17 protein-coding genes are annotated in these 16,289 nt (G+C 39.4%); 4 read left to right on the top strand and 13 right to left on the bottom strand.

What is annotated here, in order from left to right; translation table 11 throughout:
- Positions 1–966 precede the first annotated feature (966 nt).
- On the top strand, positions 967–1,431 hold the full coding sequence (locus ACJJIZ_RS01820) for a PraA/PraB family alkane oxidation protein activator (RefSeq protein WP_413663995.1): 465 nt from the start codon (positions 967–969) through the stop codon (positions 1,429–1,431).
- 522 nt (positions 1,432–1,953) lie between these two features.
- Here ACJJIZ_RS01820 and ACJJIZ_RS01815 read toward each other — a convergent pair.
- Complete coding sequence (locus ACJJIZ_RS01815; RefSeq protein ID WP_444915041.1) at positions 1,954–5,040, bottom strand: TonB-dependent receptor; 3,087 nt, start codon at positions 5,038–5,040, stop codon at positions 1,954–1,956.
- Positions 5,041–5,885: 845 nt separating this feature from the next.
- Here ACJJIZ_RS01815 and ACJJIZ_RS01810 point away from each other — a divergent pair.
- Positions 5,886–6,371 (top strand): hypothetical protein, encoded by a 486-nt coding sequence (locus tag ACJJIZ_RS01810; protein WP_444915040.1) that lies wholly within the window; start codon positions 5,886–5,888, stop codon positions 6,369–6,371.
- A 133-nt stretch (positions 6,372–6,504) separates the two neighbouring features.
- On the opposite strand, the gene ACJJIZ_RS01805 is transcribed toward ACJJIZ_RS01810, so the two are convergent.
- From ACJJIZ_RS01805 to ACJJIZ_RS01750, 12 genes are all read right to left on the bottom strand, one after another.
- Positions 6,505–6,648 (bottom strand): helix-turn-helix domain-containing protein, encoded by a 144-nt coding sequence (locus ACJJIZ_RS01805; RefSeq protein ID WP_444915039.1) that lies wholly within the window; start codon positions 6,646–6,648, stop codon positions 6,505–6,507.
- 114 nt (positions 6,649–6,762) lie between these two features.
- Positions 6,763–7,173 carry a hypothetical protein gene (locus tag ACJJIZ_RS01800; RefSeq protein ID WP_444915038.1) on the bottom strand — a complete coding sequence of 137 codons (411 nt, stop codon included), beginning with the start codon at positions 7,171–7,173 and terminating at the stop codon, positions 6,763–6,765.
- Between the two features lie 626 nt (positions 7,174–7,799).
- The gene (locus tag ACJJIZ_RS01795; protein ID WP_444915037.1) at positions 7,800–8,129 is read right to left on the bottom strand and encodes an energy transducer TonB; all 330 of its coding nucleotides are present in this window, start codon (positions 8,127–8,129) and stop codon (positions 7,800–7,802) included.
- A 95-nt stretch (positions 8,130–8,224) separates the two neighbouring features.
- Entirely contained in the window at positions 8,225–8,587 is a 363-nt protein-coding gene (locus tag ACJJIZ_RS01790; protein ID WP_444915036.1) for a hypothetical protein, read from the bottom strand.
- A gap of 607 nt (positions 8,588–9,194) precedes the next feature.
- Positions 9,195–9,491 (bottom strand): hypothetical protein, encoded by a 297-nt coding sequence (locus tag ACJJIZ_RS01785; protein ID WP_444915035.1) that lies wholly within the window; start codon positions 9,489–9,491, stop codon positions 9,195–9,197.
- Between the two features lie 345 nt (positions 9,492–9,836).
- Positions 9,837–10,355, bottom strand: coding sequence for an HD domain-containing protein (locus tag ACJJIZ_RS01780; protein WP_444915034.1), 519 nt, complete (start codon positions 10,353–10,355; stop codon positions 9,837–9,839).
- 247 nt (positions 10,356–10,602) lie between these two features.
- Positions 10,603–11,019 carry a hypothetical protein gene (locus tag ACJJIZ_RS01775; protein WP_444915033.1) on the bottom strand — a complete coding sequence of 139 codons (417 nt, stop codon included), beginning with the start codon at positions 11,017–11,019 and terminating at the stop codon, positions 10,603–10,605.
- An 8-nt stretch (positions 11,020–11,027) separates the two neighbouring features.
- Positions 11,028–11,720 carry a hypothetical protein gene (locus tag ACJJIZ_RS01770; RefSeq protein WP_444915032.1) on the bottom strand — a complete coding sequence of 231 codons (693 nt, stop codon included), beginning with the start codon at positions 11,718–11,720 and terminating at the stop codon, positions 11,028–11,030.
- A gap of 526 nt (positions 11,721–12,246) precedes the next feature.
- Positions 12,247–12,786: an SF0329 family protein gene (locus tag ACJJIZ_RS01765; RefSeq protein ID WP_444915031.1), complete on the bottom strand. Its 540-nt coding sequence runs from the start codon at positions 12,784–12,786 to the stop codon at positions 12,247–12,249.
- A 184-nt stretch (positions 12,787–12,970) separates the two neighbouring features.
- Positions 12,971–13,348: a hypothetical protein gene (locus tag ACJJIZ_RS01760; RefSeq protein ID WP_444915030.1), complete on the bottom strand. Its 378-nt coding sequence runs from the start codon at positions 13,346–13,348 to the stop codon at positions 12,971–12,973.
- Between the two features lie 519 nt (positions 13,349–13,867).
- Positions 13,868–14,386, bottom strand: coding sequence for a hypothetical protein (locus ACJJIZ_RS01755; protein ID WP_444915029.1), 519 nt, complete (start codon positions 14,384–14,386; stop codon positions 13,868–13,870).
- Positions 14,387–14,546: 160 nt separating this feature from the next.
- Positions 14,547–14,759 carry a hypothetical protein gene (locus ACJJIZ_RS01750; RefSeq protein WP_444915028.1) on the bottom strand — a complete coding sequence of 71 codons (213 nt, stop codon included), beginning with the start codon at positions 14,757–14,759 and terminating at the stop codon, positions 14,547–14,549.
- A 262-nt stretch (positions 14,760–15,021) separates the two neighbouring features.
- Here ACJJIZ_RS01750 and ACJJIZ_RS01745 point away from each other — a divergent pair, with 262 nt between their 5' ends.
- Both ACJJIZ_RS01745 and ACJJIZ_RS01740 read left to right on the top strand, forming a co-directional pair.
- Positions 15,022–15,714, top strand: a complete 693-nt coding sequence (locus ACJJIZ_RS01745) for an AHH domain-containing protein (protein WP_444915027.1) — start codon at positions 15,022–15,024, stop codon at positions 15,712–15,714.
- Positions 15,711–16,286, top strand: coding sequence for a hypothetical protein (locus ACJJIZ_RS01740; RefSeq protein WP_444915026.1), 576 nt, complete (start codon positions 15,711–15,713; stop codon positions 16,284–16,286). Before ACJJIZ_RS01745 ends, ACJJIZ_RS01740 begins: the two co-directional genes overlap by 4 nt.
- The last annotated feature ends 3 nt before the right edge of the window (positions 16,287–16,289 follow it).

The raw sequence follows: 16,289 nt of genomic DNA, 5'->3' as shown, positions 1-16,289 counted from the left end.
GGGTAACCATAAATACCGTTATCCTCAATCACATGTTCGACCCATGCTTATCTTTATTTCTTCTAACTCCCAATACTGCACTGAGTGCAAGGCACAGCGACTAAATCCCTAGTATGATAAATAAAGAGCGGTTTATTACTGACAGGGCCCTCAAATAGAAGAACTACCCAAGCTGCGAAATAAAGCCAACGCACTCAAGATCTCGGGATACTGGCGTAATAAGAGCTAGAGATAGATTTTAGTGAGGAGATAATCTTTTGGCAAAAACGGAATGACAAACCCTAGAACGAGCTGAACAACTTTTAGAAGTACAAAATCAAATTGATCATTTGAACATCAATTTAGATATGTGAGTTATACGCTAAAATCTCTCTTTCTCCTATTCTGTGCTTGCTGCTCCCCGTAGCACTCTGCTTTTCCTAAAACGCTACTTTATATGCCACTTTATCGTCTGAAGTCTATCTGATTTTCGAACATCGATAGGAGACAAAAATATTTATCTTAAAACCTTCGATTACTTGAAACTCAATATTTGAAAAATATTCAAATTTAGTAACAAGAAATTAAGGATAAGCAGACAAAGATAAAGAGTTTTACGCCCCCAGATTGTGGCTTACTTATTATAAATAAATATATTCACGAATAAATGAAAATCATTAAGTAATTTATAAATTCATAAAATTAATAAGCGCTCCCGATATTTATCCTCACGAAAAAAATATAACTAAAACTGGCATCAAATACCATGTTTATCAAAATTTGTATCCCTCCGAACTGACGGAGAAAAGCGTCTTATAGGAGTGGAGATAAGAGGACTTGGAAGTTGAATATTACTGCAGTTTAAGTGGGCCCAATTTTTTTCTTCTCCAGCGATGATTAATGTAGATGCATTACCCGTAAGGGATGAATACCCAGCGTATTCATACTTCTACCTATTCTAATTACTAAAAATAGGAAATAATGAACATGAAAAAGATCCTTACCGCGCTCGCCCTGGCAATTGTTAGCACCGGTGCAGCCGCTGACACCTGGTCTCCCCAAGGTACCATTGGCCTGGCCAATGTAGGTGATATAAAAGTATCTAAGGGTATAAACCTTACTTGTGGTCTATCTGGTAGTTCTACTACAAATTCAGCAGGTAACGCCTCTGTGGGCAGCTTGTCATTGAATACTGGTTTCCTTTGTGGGTCAGTTAGCTTTACCAATCTGCCCTATACATTGGTAGGTAATGCAGGGAATACCGTTACCCTAAAAGATGTAACTGTTGCAGCTATTACCGGCAATTGTTTTGGTGATATTACCGGTAGTTTTAACCAATCAACCGGAGAAATTACTTTTAATGCCGCGGTACTCCCAAGCGTAGGTTTTGGTAGCGACTGCAAAATAACCGGTACTATCTCCACAAATCCCCAGGCATCTTTCGTGCCATAAGTAACCTTTAAAAACCCAATATCTAAAGTAGAGTAGTCAGAAAGTACTGGCTACTCTACTTGGCCACATTTTTATATTCATAAAAAAACCAAGATATCTGTTTCTAAATATCAATCATTATCTGCAAAAAAATTTCTCATCCTCTTTTTTTAATATGCCTGCCATTAGTTGACCCGTTCGCTTCATTAACTCGGCACGTTAATAATTTACCAAATGTACAGATATATAGTTTTTGCCAAACTATTTGTCTATAGATTGTATAAACTTGCATTTCGGCTCAAAGTTACTTTAGGTCTTAATAAGAAGACAATGTAGGGAGACTAGGGTATTCCCAAAATAAAGTACAATTGGGAGGTGTGTGGCTAGCCCTAGCAAACAATCACCAACCGCCGGCTATACGATTGATCGATGATTTATATGAGTGATAAGAAAATTAGAAATGGAGGTATTTTCAAGCATAGCCAGTCTGAAATACCAGTAAGACACTATAGAACCATTAGTGTCTTACTGGAAATATAAAAATTAGAAACGCTTATTTAGACTAAAGCCTATAATACGCGGATCCAGGGTAAATACATTGGTGGTAAGGCCGGAGTCATCGCTATTGGTAAAGGCGCTTGTGATAGGCGTATCATCAAAGATATTCTTCACATACAACTGCATTTGCAATTCTGATTCCGGATGAGTAAGGGTCGCTGACGCATTGAAGTTATCCCAGGCTTTTAAGCGGTCATACTCGGTATTATAAACCCGCGCATAACTCTCAGACTGTCGATAGTAATCTGCACGTAAAGCTAATTCCCAATCTGAAAGGGGAATAACATGCTCCACTGCTAAGTTAAACGTTAACTTAGGAGCATTTGGTAATTCATTGCCACTTAGGTCAGCAGAAAAACCACGCCCGCCATTTGGGGCATCTGTTAGGGGATTATATTGGGGCAGATCGTAACCGAAAAGAGCTAAAATTTGATCATATCTTAGGGGAGCGTCAATCGCATCAGAGTATGACCCCCACTGGCTTGAGCCTGCACATAATGCCCATAGGGGTGTCATGAAAAATATAGGCTCCAAAGCAATAGCAGCTTCAACATACTCGACTGGGGCAATACAGTTGGAAGGTACCTGTAAGGAGGGCCGCAGAACGGTCCAATCTTCATTCCCCTGGGTACGATCCATGACATCTATGGATTCCTCCCCTTCCGCTATGCGGGTTCTCAAGTAACCCACATTCATATTCATCCTGGTACTCTCTGTCATTTGCCATGCCAGCTCTAACTCCAGTCCCATACTTTCTGCATCAAAGTTTTCGTTTAATGCGATACGGTCAACAATCTGGGAAACCTGGTAGTCGGTATAGTCGTAATAGAAGGCAGTTGCGTTTAAGTTTAGGCGGCCATCCAGCAAAACATTCTTGGTGCCGAATTCAAGGGAATTTACGAATTCCGGCTCAAAAGTGTTGTCTAGTGGCTGATATTGAACCCGCGCAGGGTCAATCTCCGCCCGTGGTGGGTTGGAGCCGCCTCCTTTATAACCGTGAGCAAAAGAAACATAGAACATTGTATCATCGGTAAAGGGGGTATCTGTTCGCCAGTCCAGCACCGCTCGTCCGGTATACTCCTTCCAGCTTTGAGAAAACTTCTCCCCTTCAGGATATCCCATATGCGTATATCCACCTGAGCTGTTACCTGGAACAGTAATACCATCTTCATGATACGTACCAAGTAATAACTGGCTGGATATAGGGGTAGTAGTTTTTTCGTCATCAGTATACCGGAGGCCTGTGGTAAGTTTTACATCGTCCGTGATTTGCCAATATGCCTCCCCAAATACAGCCCAGGAACGGGTATCTACTAAGTTACGACTGAGGAAGTAGTTGTGTCCCATTTCATCAATATTTTCCAGGGAATTAGGGTCGATATATATACAGTCTGACCCAACTAAATCTGTGGTGGGGTCAACGCAATTGATCGGAATATTATTGCCATCCTCATCTGTTCCCCGGCTGTAAACATATTCAGCAATCATGGTGAACATATTATTAAAGACAAAGTAGTCATCCTGGGTTTCAAAATTCAGGTAGTTCGCACCGAAAGAAAAATTCCAGGGCCCATCAAATGCAGTCTGCAACCGGAATTCCTGGCTCCACTGTTCATTATCGGAACGGCTGATATCAACTCCCAAAATACCGTCAGAAGGACCAAGTTGTGGGTCAGTATAAATGCCTCCGGGGGTGGGGCCCAATGACCACTGATCACCTATTTCTGCTAGGTCATTAAAGACCGCGCCAGTGGTAAACCGATTATAATCCTGTGAAGAATAGTAATCATCCTTAGCATAGGTAGACTGGGAGTAAAAGGTGAGGGTATCAGATAAAGCCCATTCAAAATTCAGCTGTACCAAGTCATTTTCCGCACGAAATACTGGGTCAAAACTAGTAGATATTTCACGTAAATCTCGCGACTGCTCTACACCGCTGTAGGGATCTTTCCAGTCTGATAAACTACCTCCAAAAAGGTATGGGTCAATCAGCCCCGCTGCTGAAAGTATATAGGCGAGCCCCGTTCCATTGGGTGCATCAAAAGCATCTGCGCTGTATAGCGAACCAGGCAAACAGCCCTGACTTGTCATACCTTTTGATAGACTTGTTGTCTCTGTGTTCCCGACCATGTCATCACCGGGGTCAGTAGTACAAAGCTGCTTACCAGTGCGGGATCGCTTGTCATCTTCATCAAAGTGTTGCCAAATCAAATTAGCATTAAACTTATCACTGGGAGTCCATTCAAAAATGGCACGCGTGGAGTAGAGATCTCGGTCGTTAACATCATTCTTGGTATAAGTATTGTAATCAAAGCCATCCCGCTTGGTCATGGCTCCAGAAAAGCGGAAAGCCATGGTTTCACCCAGCGGTATATTCAACATACCCTTGGTACGCTTACTATTATAATTGCCCACTTCAACCTCAATCTCTGAGGCGAATTCATCTTCCGGCATGATTGGTAACATATTAACCACACCAGCAGTGGCGTTACGACCATATAATGTGCCCTGAGGGCCACGCAGAACTTCTACCCGCTGTACATCAAAAAATTCCTGCTCAAACAGACGATTCCTGATTAAAGAAGCATTATTAAAGCTTACTGCAACGGCAGGATCACTACTGGCAGAAATTGACTGAGTTCCCACTCCTCGAATAGAGAAATTGTATGAGCTAAAGTTTGTTTTGGAGAAGTTAACATTGGGAACGGCTCGCAACAGTTCATTGCCCCCTTCGATCTTTAAAGCATCCATGTTATCCCCAGATAGCGCAGAGACTGCAATAGGCACATCCTGAATGCTTTCCTCAATTTTCTGTGCGGTAACCGTAACTTCTTCAATAGCCGAACCAGAATAGTTACTGGGCTTGTCCCCTTGCCCCTCCTGGGCAAATGCTGCCACAGATGCAGTATTTATTACCAAACAGGCAATTGCCACACTGTACCAGGGGGTTGAATAGTCGTTTGGGTTTGCGGCGGGGATTGCTTGAGCAATCAAATTTTTTTGTTTACGAAGGCGCATCATCATACTGAGTTTCTCTCTCTTATGCTCACTATTATTTTTTTTCAAGGCCAAAACTGCCTTCCTTGGGGCCCAACTAGATTGAAGACGTAAAAAAAAGATATTAGGGGGGATAAAAAAGAAGATAGAAGTTTAAAAATTTTACTTTTTCTAAGTAACGCACAAGAATTGGGCGCAATCGAAGTCTGAGCGTTGAAAACCGTGCCTAAATGGTTGGTGGGTATCTATATTAAATAGAACTTTTTCAACAAATAATTACCTTCAGGATCTCATATTTACATTGTAGATATAATGTAAGTCCTCACAGAATGTTGACGTAGAACAGAATTGTATAAAATATGAAAGAAAGAGCTTTTCATAGATATCATAAGGTTAATGTCTAGCTTGATTCAGCTTATTGTCCGTTAAAGAAGCATGGAAATTAAATGTGGTTACTATTTGGTAAACCTATGTCTTACTAGATAAGTATGCTAGTAGTGAGAATGGCCTTGTCTAAAGTAGGTTGAAAATATCAAAAAAATCATAAAACTCTAATATTTAAAAATTTTTAATTTAAATTCTGGCGTTTGTTTTCCCTCTGACAGATATTTTTCCAGGTAAGCTTATTCTATTAAAAGCATGTCATTCTGTTTGGTGAGTCTAGATATATATTCTATAGAACTTGATATATCACTTATCAAATAAATTTCTGTAAAAATTCTATCTATTAAATTTATAGCATTTTTCAGGTATGTGATTTTTATGCTCAGATCTGGTGCATGTCTTCCTTTCTTGATCCATCAGTAGGGTCCTAATCCAGTCTTTTTAGGAGGAACTTATACCGATATTTCTTAGCTCTTAGAGGATCAGCTTGAGTTCAAAATACTTATATAAAATCTTCAATCAACAGAGGCATAACAATGAAATTTATCACCACATTAATTGCTGCGGTAATTTATATATTACAGGCAACTATTCAAGATTATAAAATCAGAGAGCGAGAATATTCCCTTCCACTTTCAACTATGCCAGATAACGTACAGGCACTTGCAGATGAAATGTTTGAAGAAGCAACTAAAGATAAGCAGCTTACTGCAGAGCAAGCTCAACAGATTGAAGCTGGTATTTGGAAGATGTTAGGTGAGGGCGCTGTACTTCAGAGAAATCATGAGCTGAAAAAAACAAGAGAAAAAATATCTTACTTAGGGCAGCTCTTATCTTGGTTTATGAAGGCAAAAGGGCTGACCTATGCACAGATTGAAGAAAAATATAGAAGCGAATTTACTGAATCTGAAAAGGAGCTACATAGAGCAATTGTAGAATCTGCCTCTCGTTCCAATCAGGATCTAGTCGGCAAACTCTGGAAGTCAATCTGCAAAACCTTTTGGGGGCAGGCAAAACTATAATCAGAAATTTGCCATGTAAATTTACTTAACTGACAATCTTATTAAGTCCCTAAAATATTAGGGGCTTTACCGGTCAAGCACTTTTAATCTGACTAAACTATGGCTCTTATAAAGAGCGACAATACCAGAGAAATTAGATTCTTATTCTATTTGGTAATTGCGAGCCAAAATGTTGACCTCTTTCGGTGCGCTGAACGGTACGCACACTGAGCCATGTAATCTGTGCTAATCGCTCCTGAGTCATGCCATGTTGCAACCTTAACTTTCGTATCAGCAATACATTGTACTTTTATCTCAAGTGCTCTGTAGAACCGTATGACATAAAAAATTCAGTGTACTTGAGGGCCATTAATGAAGTGTTGATGAATTTATCTATAACAATTAGATCTCTCTATCTATGGATAGAGGATACCGGCCTTTTATAAAAAAGACCGTAACCTAAACCGCTAGTGGTTCCAAAAAGGAGGCCTACTGTAAGTACATGCTTTAGGTAAATTAACCAACCCCAAAGCGTTGGATAGCCATTAATTGCTTTGATCACATCTATGCCCATTAAAGTATCTTCAACCTTACCAATGTAACTTCCATCAGGATACGGCCAAGCATTAACTCCAGGGTATAGTGAGCCAACAATTAGGCCTAGACAAATACATTTGAATAGATTTAACCCAAAGTATCTTTCTATGATTAATGCAAGTGGTACATAAATAATCATGTGTGCTAGTGATATAGAGATTGAAAAAATAAAAATAAATGCTGGGCCGGCTGAATTTATTTTAGAAAATCCTAACGTTCCGGCCATTAACAAAAGTACTATCAAAGGAATAAGAATTGCAGCAATTATTGATGGTATATGTCGCACAGGAATTAAATTTTAAATAAATTATAAACTACTATTGTGTGCTGAAGCTATGTCGTTTATTGGTGCACTATATCCATATAACATTTTCGTGCCAATGGGTCGAATGATACCTATATGCGTTAGTGTGACTGTCTTCGCAAAGACCACAGAGAAGCAATTATTACTAATCCACAAAAACCCAAATATATTATTTTACCGCTTAAATCTTCAACATTAACACATTTCCAGTTTTCACAATGACGGACTATGAAAACATTTCTCTGATCAATCCAGAAAATTATACTTGCCGTTAGTGCGGAAAATATAACTGGATAGGATCTTACTTTGGGGATAACTTCTACCAAGAAGGCCGCAAGCCAAAAAGCGAAGAGTGTGGCTAAGTATAGCTTTAAGTAGCTCTCACCAGAGAAAATCAAGCTGGCGATTGTACTGAAAAAAGTACATAGCCCGATAAAGAAGCGGAGTCCACTCAATCTAGATAGCCCGCCATCATCTTTGGCGAATTTGTAGCCGTATCTTTTCATAATTTATATAACTTACTTGTAAGTGACTTAATCATAAAATGGTCAGCCACTAAATACGAAGCTAATCTTAGTTTTATACTTACACCAGCTACCCGACCAGTCGAACTTCCAACTTCTTACAGCTTTTAAAACAGATCTATCAAAAAAATTATCTGGCACTGATTCTACAATGTCGATCTCTTCTAACCCCCCATCCGGATTAAGGCGAGCGGTTAGAACTACCCAGCCATCTACAGGTTGTCGGCTCTCTCGGATTGGATAACTCGGGTCATATCCTTCAATTCGTTGAAGTTGTGGGGGGCAATTGGTAATCTCTTCAGAATAGCTAAATGTAGCGAAAAAAAGCAATATAAATAATGTGGCTATTCTCATAACGTATTGATTCCTTCTTGCCTTATCGGAATGAAACCGTCCTGCTTCAGTATGGCGAAAAGAGTGTACACAATCGGATACAGGAACTCGCTATGCTACCGAACTTCGAAAATATATGGTTTTTTAGGCTCGCCTTCAATTGGGACCCAAATTTCTTTCACGCCCTTAAAATCCAATACTAAATCTGCTTCTTCTAGAATCTTTTGAGCATATAGGGAATCGTCCCAGTAAACTCCACCGCATGCATAGTAATTGGGTGCTTCTTTTTCCGGTATATTTACGCTGAATTCGCCACTATTTGGCCTGCTAATTTCTAATTCATACTCTTTAAATACATTTGCAGAAATGAAATTTTTACCTTCAATATTCATGATCTTCGGTAACAAAATTTCTCTCGGCTCTTGAGAAGCACAGCCGCAAATGGTAAGAAAGATAAGAATCAGGAGTAGATATTTCAATTTTCTTCTTCTTTAGTTTAAGGCTGATGTTACTAATTGATTAATATCGCCACGTTCAGCTGCGGACAGTTTTGGACGCTTTATGCACGATAATGGGAGCGCAGCGACTGGGTAAAAATGCACAAAATTGGCCTTTGATATACAGCGCATTGTTATGCATTAGAGCCTGCTATATAGATAACTGCTGGGGTATATGTTGCCACTGTAAGAACCCAAAAAATCAAAAAATTGGTTTTACTAACCCTATTGGGAGTTTCTACGCGATAGCATGTATACGTGATATACCAGTAGGCCATAGGACAAATCATCATCAAGCCAATCAATGTAAACCCTACTGTATTAGAAACATTATCAGCTGACACAATAAAGTTAAAAGGAATGACTAAGAATATCAGCACCGACCACAAGAACGTATGAACAGATAGGCGGTACCAAATACTTAAAATGTATTCAAAACCACAATCTGGGCAGCGCGACTTAGAAAAACTAAAGGGGAATACTTCATCTACATTTTTCGACTTGCACTCAGGGCATTTTATTGCCATTCATTTCTTCCTACTTGATACATAACTAGCTGTTCAATAGTGCCAGTTTTTTGGAATTTCTATTAATCGCGTTCATTGAAGTCCCACCATGTCACTTTAGTGCCGGCGACAACAACAAACTTTATGTGTTGATTGTCTGATCTATAAAGAAAACTTGCTTGGCAACTGTTATCAGGATTATCCATTGGAATCAGATATTTTATTGGCCAACCTTTAGATTCAATATGTTTTACAACAAGGGACTTTTGAAACTCGTAATCTGTGCTGCAAGCTATGGGGGGTGAAAAGAGAAACGCCCCTCCAGCTGACAAAACTGTAAAGCAACTAACAAACGTTGATATTTTAAGCAGCTTTTTCATTGATACATATGACCTTTTACTTGCCTGCCCCTAGTAAGGAGCAACTCTCTTATAGCTTAGCGAAAAGGGCAAAGCAAGCAGGAATGTAAACTGTCAGATATCAGATCAGCATGCTACCTACGAACTAGCGTATTAAGCTGGATAGCAAACTAGAAAAGATATTGTGCTCCAAGAGCGGCTGAGTAGGATGAATCAACGGGGTCATTTAGAAGTCCTTTTATCATAAATCGTGTAGAAGTATTTTTGCTGAGATTGTATTATCGATTTATAAACTGTAAGTAAATTAACAATATTTTTACCTTGATGATCTTATTCATCTCCCTGTGATATTCAAAATCATCTCTCCTACTTACCGTGATATAAATTTTGTATTTCTTCTATTTCTGACCAAATTTTGTCACAGAGGTTTGGCCGATAGGCTGATCGACGAAAGACTTCATATTCTCCTCGATACATATTAAGAAAAGCTTTATCACCTGATCGAAGACAAGCTCTCATGTTGGCTAGGCGGTCAGCGGCCTTTACTAGTAAAGCAAGCTCTTCTGATCCCGATACCTTGGCCATTTTTTGATATGTTGCAGATTTTCTTATTTTCCTGGTTTCTCCCGGCTCATCACTGAGTATGCACACACACCTGGATACCAGCTCGCCAAATATATCTTCAATCTCTTTAGCTGTTACATCGGTATCCTCAATTACATCGTGAAGATATGCTACCACTTCGGCCTCTTCACCATACTCGCTAGCGATTTTAGCTACTTCATCAAGGTGAACCGAGTATGGGAAGCTACCATACCGCTGGTCCCCATGTGCCTGAATAGCAAAACTACGCGCTTTATTTCTCATATTCACCTTATCGCTCAATGAAATATATCTCCTAAAACTGGTTACGTTAAAATCAAATTTACAGAAGTTCTGATGATTCTGTCTTATCTCTTGGATAATGTACCCAACCATTAGAAACTTGTGATGGTCTAGAAATAGAGCTGATCTTAAATCGGAGGAATATAGTCTGGCTATGACGAATAGAGTAGCTATCCAAATTCCATAGAAAGTAGTAATGCAAACGACAAATCTATGGGGCTCTGGGTTGCTACTCTAAATTATATAGCTATTTATTTTCATTGCTTAGGTCGATAACTTCTATTCTTACCCCTTTATCAACCATCTCGGATAAATGGAATTTGCCATTAGGTTGTTTCACTATGGATTTTTCAATATCACCAGATATAAATTCCCATAGCTCAGGGTTCAGTGCATTTGGCTTTGGTTTGTAAACTTCCGCAGTGAAACCACGTTTTGGCTCATTTTCACGTAAAATAACGATATCACCCTTGTAATCTGGAGCTGTTATTATCGTTAATGTAGTTGTTTCAATCTTATCGCCGAATCCTTTTTTGTTCCACTCTCGTAAAACAACATTAACTTGAGCTTTGTCCAGTTTAACATCATCCGTTTCCGTGCTAGCACAGGTGAAGGATGACAATGTCATTAAAAATAGTAGTAGGATTTTTATAGGTTTTAGCATAAATATAATTACTTACAGTTGGTGGAAGTAATAGTTAAAAGGTTGTGCGTGTCTGGTGGTACAACAATAATTCCTGAGAGCCAGGGAAACATTTTTAATTGTGTCTTAGTATATAATCCATCGCCAGCTTCTTTTTCCCAGTGTGATTCGTACACAAACTCTTTTGAATAAAGCCATACATGCCTACCGCCACTTGACATTCCCAGTCCAAATGGAATATTTGAAAATGTGTTGTAATCTGCGTCTTGTTTCTTGGTTAAATCCAAATAGGTGGTCACTTTATTTTTGCTCGGCTTATAGTTTATAACAGTATTGCTGATCGGCACACGACTGACACTATAGGTACAGTTTTTCTTTACCTGATTGTAGTAGCTCGCAATATGTTCACCAAGACCATCACTAGGGTGCTTAACGTCAGGATTATAATATACGCCTTTCCAGTTATGAGTATTAATCAAGTATTTTGCTAACTCGGTACCTTTTTCTCCAAGTCCACCCACTCGCTTGCTGGAATTAAGCTTTCCAAGCTTCTCAAAACTATATTTAAGAACCCAAATTGCCATTGTTATACAATCGCTAGAAATATGATTTTTATATTTTGTGGGGTTACCTATTTTAAGCTGGCTACCAACATGATTGCTGTGATCATTCATAATAGAATTAATCTTGTCTACAGCATGCTGTGAAAATGTCTTTGTCATACCTAACTTCCCAGTTGTTATTATTGTGGAATTTCCTTATCGAGAACGATTTGATTAGATGACAATAGCCAATTAGGGTCAAGGAAGTGAAAATAGAGATCCTGTACTGCTGAGTTTGTTATAGTGTATTTTTGGCTGATAATATCGCTCTAAAAACGGAGCTATTTCACATCTTCTATTTTTGATATTTATCAATCACAGACATAAATCATTAAGAATCAGAAAGTTAGTACGGTGTATAGTAGGTATGCACTTGGAAGCCTTTGGACCTTGATGCTACTAACGCAAGAAATAACATAGCATTACACCGAGAATAAGAAATAAAAAAATGGGGTGTGATAGATAATCTTCGCCCAAAGTTTTATGTTAAATCAGAGCGCGTTATCTATATTTGGAGCTACATTTCTGAAAAGTGGACTATCGTACCGGGTATGCCTGGTGTTAAGTGTTGGAGTAAATGGCCCTGCTATCTAAACCTTGTAATATTATCTTGATGGCTTGCTGGATACTTAGATAATTAAATAACCTATGGATGTTGCGTTGAAGAGGTTTGTTCCGTGATTGCTGGGGCTTTAATACCTTCAGACTCCAATCTTATGCTCAATAATTTCTTTGCTAATGGATGTAAAGTTGCTGTATCAATCTCTTTGAGTCTACGCTTACCTAAACGCCTATCCAGTGTGGCTAGGGATTGAATCAATGGATTGTCGGAGTTTAGAGCTTCATCCACTTTGAGGGTATGAACGAATTCCCAGCAGGCTTGATAGGCATCTTGCCGAGATAACTCTCCATATTCCATCTCACCATAGGATATTTTCTGCTTTTCACTTACATGCACAGGCACTTCGGAATCAGTAACCCAGCGATTATCTTTTCTATAGTAATCACCACTCGCTCTATTCCAAAAGGCCCTTGTACAGAAGTTTGCTATGACTTCTTTATCAAGAGTAAGCCAGGCATGTCCACATGAACAGTTTCCATAACTGGTACTATTGATAGAGATACAGCCATCCAGGGATGGAGAAAACTTTTCTTCAACTAGAGATTTCAGCTTGCTCCATTTCATTGGGGGATATTCCTACTTACACATAAATTCATCAGTTCACGGCTGTTGTGCAATTGATTGTTTCGTTCCAATATTGTGGTACCACAAATTCAGGGGATGAGAATACAGCAGATTCTCCTTACCCCCTATTCTGATTACTCGTTTAGAGACCAGAGTGCTTAAACAAATTATAAAGTTAATACTGTTAGTGCAATGAGCTTTCGAAATAGGTAAAGGCCGATCCGATAGCCACTCCAAGGAGGATAGGTCCGGGGAAAAACCTGAATAGCTGCTTTATTTTACTGGGGGTTCGACCATTACGTAGGTCGCTAATTAATTCATGTTGTGCGTGAAAGGCACATAAAGCTGATATCATGGCGACAACCAAAGAGAAAGTGAATCCTTCACTAATGGGTGTATCAATACCAAGAGCAGTTTTGAGAGTAACAATACCGCCTATAAATGCCATAGCAAATGTAGAAATGGACTTAAAAAAATCGAACTCCAATTCTTGACTCAAAAGATAATGAGGGCTTTGTTCTATGGGTTTATCATTAATTAATTCTTGTAATTTTGCTTTCATTACTTACAACCATTAACAGGATCTATTTGGATAATAGTACCTTTACCTGTTCAATGGAATACTCAGAACTTACAGTAAGTTCTATAGCCACAAAGCGATAGTAGTTCAGCGGAAAAGGCTCGATCGTACCAATATTGTTAACTCAGGACATTTGGAGCAATTTTTATAAAGTAAATTATTATAGGTATAAAACACATCAAGGATAAAACCAAATTTGTGATATTCAGTAATCGCTTGCTCCCAAACATCAAAAATAACAACCCTGCTAATTGAACAACGGCTGTATAAAGGAAATACATCCCTAGTGTTCTATAAAAATCCGCCAGTTCTGGAGCAATAAGGGTTGGAAAAGTCGCTACCAATAAATATGAGATGAACCCACATAGCATCGCGATACTAAGTCTACATACTAAATAATTTGTTAATCCCATATTAGTTTATACTTTTAGTTCTTTCATAATGAAGCATGTCAGACATTATAAAGCTCAATAACAGAAGGAGGAGATTTTGGTTAATTTTCTAGTAATACATATGTAATAAAAGGTCAAAGCCTTTTATTGAAAATTTTACTCTTTCCATGTCTTCTGTATATTTACCGAGGTTATTCCCATTAAGATCCCAGACATTTTCTTTAGCTAGCCACGTATTTAATTCGTGGTCATGACATTTGAACTGGCTATTTGGGACTACCTTACCGTTTTTCATGGTCGGACCAAAGTTTCTACATTCTGGGCCCCACCTCCACCACTTTAAGTCTGGCATATCTACCATGCCATCTCTGAGGGGAACGCTGAAAACTATAAATTCCGACTCATAATTCTTATAAATTATATATCTTATGTCTCGCGCCTTCTCGTAATGAACATCCCGAGTAAGTATTTCCCCTGGCTCTAGATCAGCTATATCAATACTAGGAGATAGTTCACCAGCATTTGCTGGAGGCTTTAGGGCACTACCAAACATTCCAAGTATGAATCCGACTCCAATTAAAGAGACAGTAAGAAGGCTGAGCCAAAGTAATTTCTTGCGCTTTTTCATTTGAATTTCACAGACTACTCAAACTAAGCATATCATATTACTTACTGGAAAATATCAAGAGTTTAAAAGTTGCCTGAATAGTGCGATGTGGTAAGAACTCACCAGATGATTTGAGAATATTTTTTAGAGCCGGAAATGCTCTAGGGCTTAGAGCCATATTTCATAAAGCCCAAATAGTTATGTCTGGTATAGATTCTTCTTTACCTGTGAAATTATCACTAGCGTAGAAGTGCGCTTTGGGAGCTATCCATTTATCTAGCCTCGGTTTTGCACGAAATCGCTGACTATAGGATGGCATTTTCTCTGCAAGATCTGGGACATCTAGCGCAAGTGAATAATACTTTTCAAAATCACTATCAACTAAATAACTCATAACTAACGACTCCATTTTGAAAGTGTATTATCTATGCGGTACAAGCGTGCAAGAATCAGCCTGATTTTTCCCCGAATTCTATACATATCTGATACTTCTAGTTTCACACTATTCTAATAATGATATTTTTGATAATTGGGTCTCATATCGAGCTTACTAAGCTATTAAGTCCCTGGACTCACTTGTCATGTCCATCGACAATTTAGCCATAGTTAAAACCACCTTACCGAGAAGACTGATGGAATACGACCACGGTAGACGTGTGACGCCCCATGTTTGGGAGCTCTCCCCACTAGACCTTTGCATTCAACAATATGAGAATCGTTGTAAGAACTATCACTATCGTAAGCTGAAAGTGGCGGGTGAAACCGAAGAGCAGCGGAAGGAGCGCTTGGCAGGTCTCAAGGTGGAAATGGAACAATTAAAGCATGAACGCCGAACCATCATGTCAATGGTTTCGGTTCAGAGCCAGCTTCAGCAGTACCGAGATGAGTTTCGGGGTATAGAGGACGATGAAGAGCGTATAGAAGCCTATGAGCAGGAGAGGCACCACCCTACTGAAGTTCTTGAAACAAACCTACGTCTAGTTGGTAGGGCCAAGCCTAGTAAAGAGTACACAGCTCACCATATTGTTGAAGGGAAAGGCAAGCTACCTGCTACCGCCGATGTCCGACTGACACTTTTCATGCACGATGTTAGGATAAATGATCCTGATAACGGTGTGTGGATGCCGCGCTCAAGCGAGCAGAACGGTCATTGGGCAATGCCTAAAGCAACTCCTCATAGTAAGATCCACACGCACAATTATGAACGTTGGGTTTACGGCCAAATCAATAACCTTAATAGTGAATCTGAAATACGCGCTAAGTTGACCATTATTCGTACACACCTGAAGAATGGTACTCAACCGGAGAAGGTGACAGCGCCTTCTGATAAGAATTGGAATGGGCAATGACTTATAGGATCAGTTTTAACCACGAAGACTTTTTGAATCTCAGTATTGACCTCAAGAAGCTAATGTTCACCGTGGGTAAACGTATGGGCGGTATGAAAGCCTTTAAGAATTATCCTTGGGACAATAAGTCTATTAAGGATATTTGGGAGGATCATGGAGGGGCTTTTATCCAGGTAGAAGGTTTAGATCAGAGCGTGAAACCTGATATCACTACTTGGAATGGAGCACACTTGGTGCTCTCATCCAAAGCCCACTCGGTGCTTTCTAAAGAGCTTGCGCCGTACGGGGAGTTCCTGCCTATTACCCTGGATGGTGAGCCCTATGTAATCTTTAACTGCTTGAATGCGGTTTCCGCCGACAAGTCCGTAAGTGAGGCTGATATTCAAGATGATCTTTGGATGGGAATTAAAAACATCGGCTTCACCGATGAAGATGTTGCTTCAAATTTAATTTTCAAGACTCGATTTGACCGCTGTGCGAATCTCTATTGTGGAGACCGCTTCAAGTCTCTTGTAGAAGAGGCTGAGCTGAAAGGGTTGAACTTCTCGGAGAATCTCGTAGCAGCATTCTAACTT

The organism is Microbulbifer maximicatervae (SeqCode) (assembly GCF_052467225.1).
This window is presented reverse-complemented; position numbering and strand designations above follow the sequence as displayed.

Coding starts and splice junctions, on each gene's coding strand:
- ACJJIZ_RS01820 (WP_413663995.1), top strand. CDS start 967: ATGAAAAAGATCCTTACCGCGCTCGCCCTGGCAATTGTTAGCACCGGT.
- ACJJIZ_RS01810 (WP_444915040.1), top strand. CDS start 5,886: ATGAAATTTATCACCACATTAATTGCTGCGGTAATTTATATATTACAG.
- ACJJIZ_RS01800 (WP_444915038.1), bottom strand. CDS start 7,173: ATGGCCGGAACGTTAGGATTTTCTAAAATAAATTCAGCCGGCCCAGCA.
- ACJJIZ_RS01795 (WP_444915037.1), bottom strand. CDS start 8,129: ATGAGAATAGCCACATTATTTATATTGCTTTTTTTCGCTACATTTAGC.
- ACJJIZ_RS01785 (WP_444915035.1), bottom strand. CDS start 9,491: ATGAAAAAGCTGCTTAAAATATCAACGTTTGTTAGTTGCTTTACAGTT.
- ACJJIZ_RS01775 (WP_444915033.1), bottom strand. CDS start 11,019: ATGCTAAAACCTATAAAAATCCTACTACTATTTTTAATGACATTGTCA.
- ACJJIZ_RS01770 (WP_444915032.1), bottom strand. CDS start 11,720: ATGACAAAGACATTTTCACAGCATGCTGTAGACAAGATTAATTCTATT.
- ACJJIZ_RS01765 (WP_444915031.1), bottom strand. CDS start 12,786: ATGAAATGGAGCAAGCTGAAATCTCTAGTTGAAGAAAAGTTTTCTCCA.
- ACJJIZ_RS01760 (WP_444915030.1), bottom strand. CDS start 13,348: ATGAAAGCAAAATTACAAGAATTAATTAATGATAAACCCATAGAACAA.
- ACJJIZ_RS01755 (WP_444915029.1), bottom strand. CDS start 14,386: ATGAAAAAGCGCAAGAAATTACTTTGGCTCAGCCTTCTTACTGTCTCT.
- ACJJIZ_RS01750 (WP_444915028.1), bottom strand. CDS start 14,759: ATGAGTTATTTAGTTGATAGTGATTTTGAAAAGTATTATTCACTTGCG.
- ACJJIZ_RS01740 (WP_444915026.1), top strand. CDS start 15,711: ATGACTTATAGGATCAGTTTTAACCACGAAGACTTTTTGAATCTCAGT.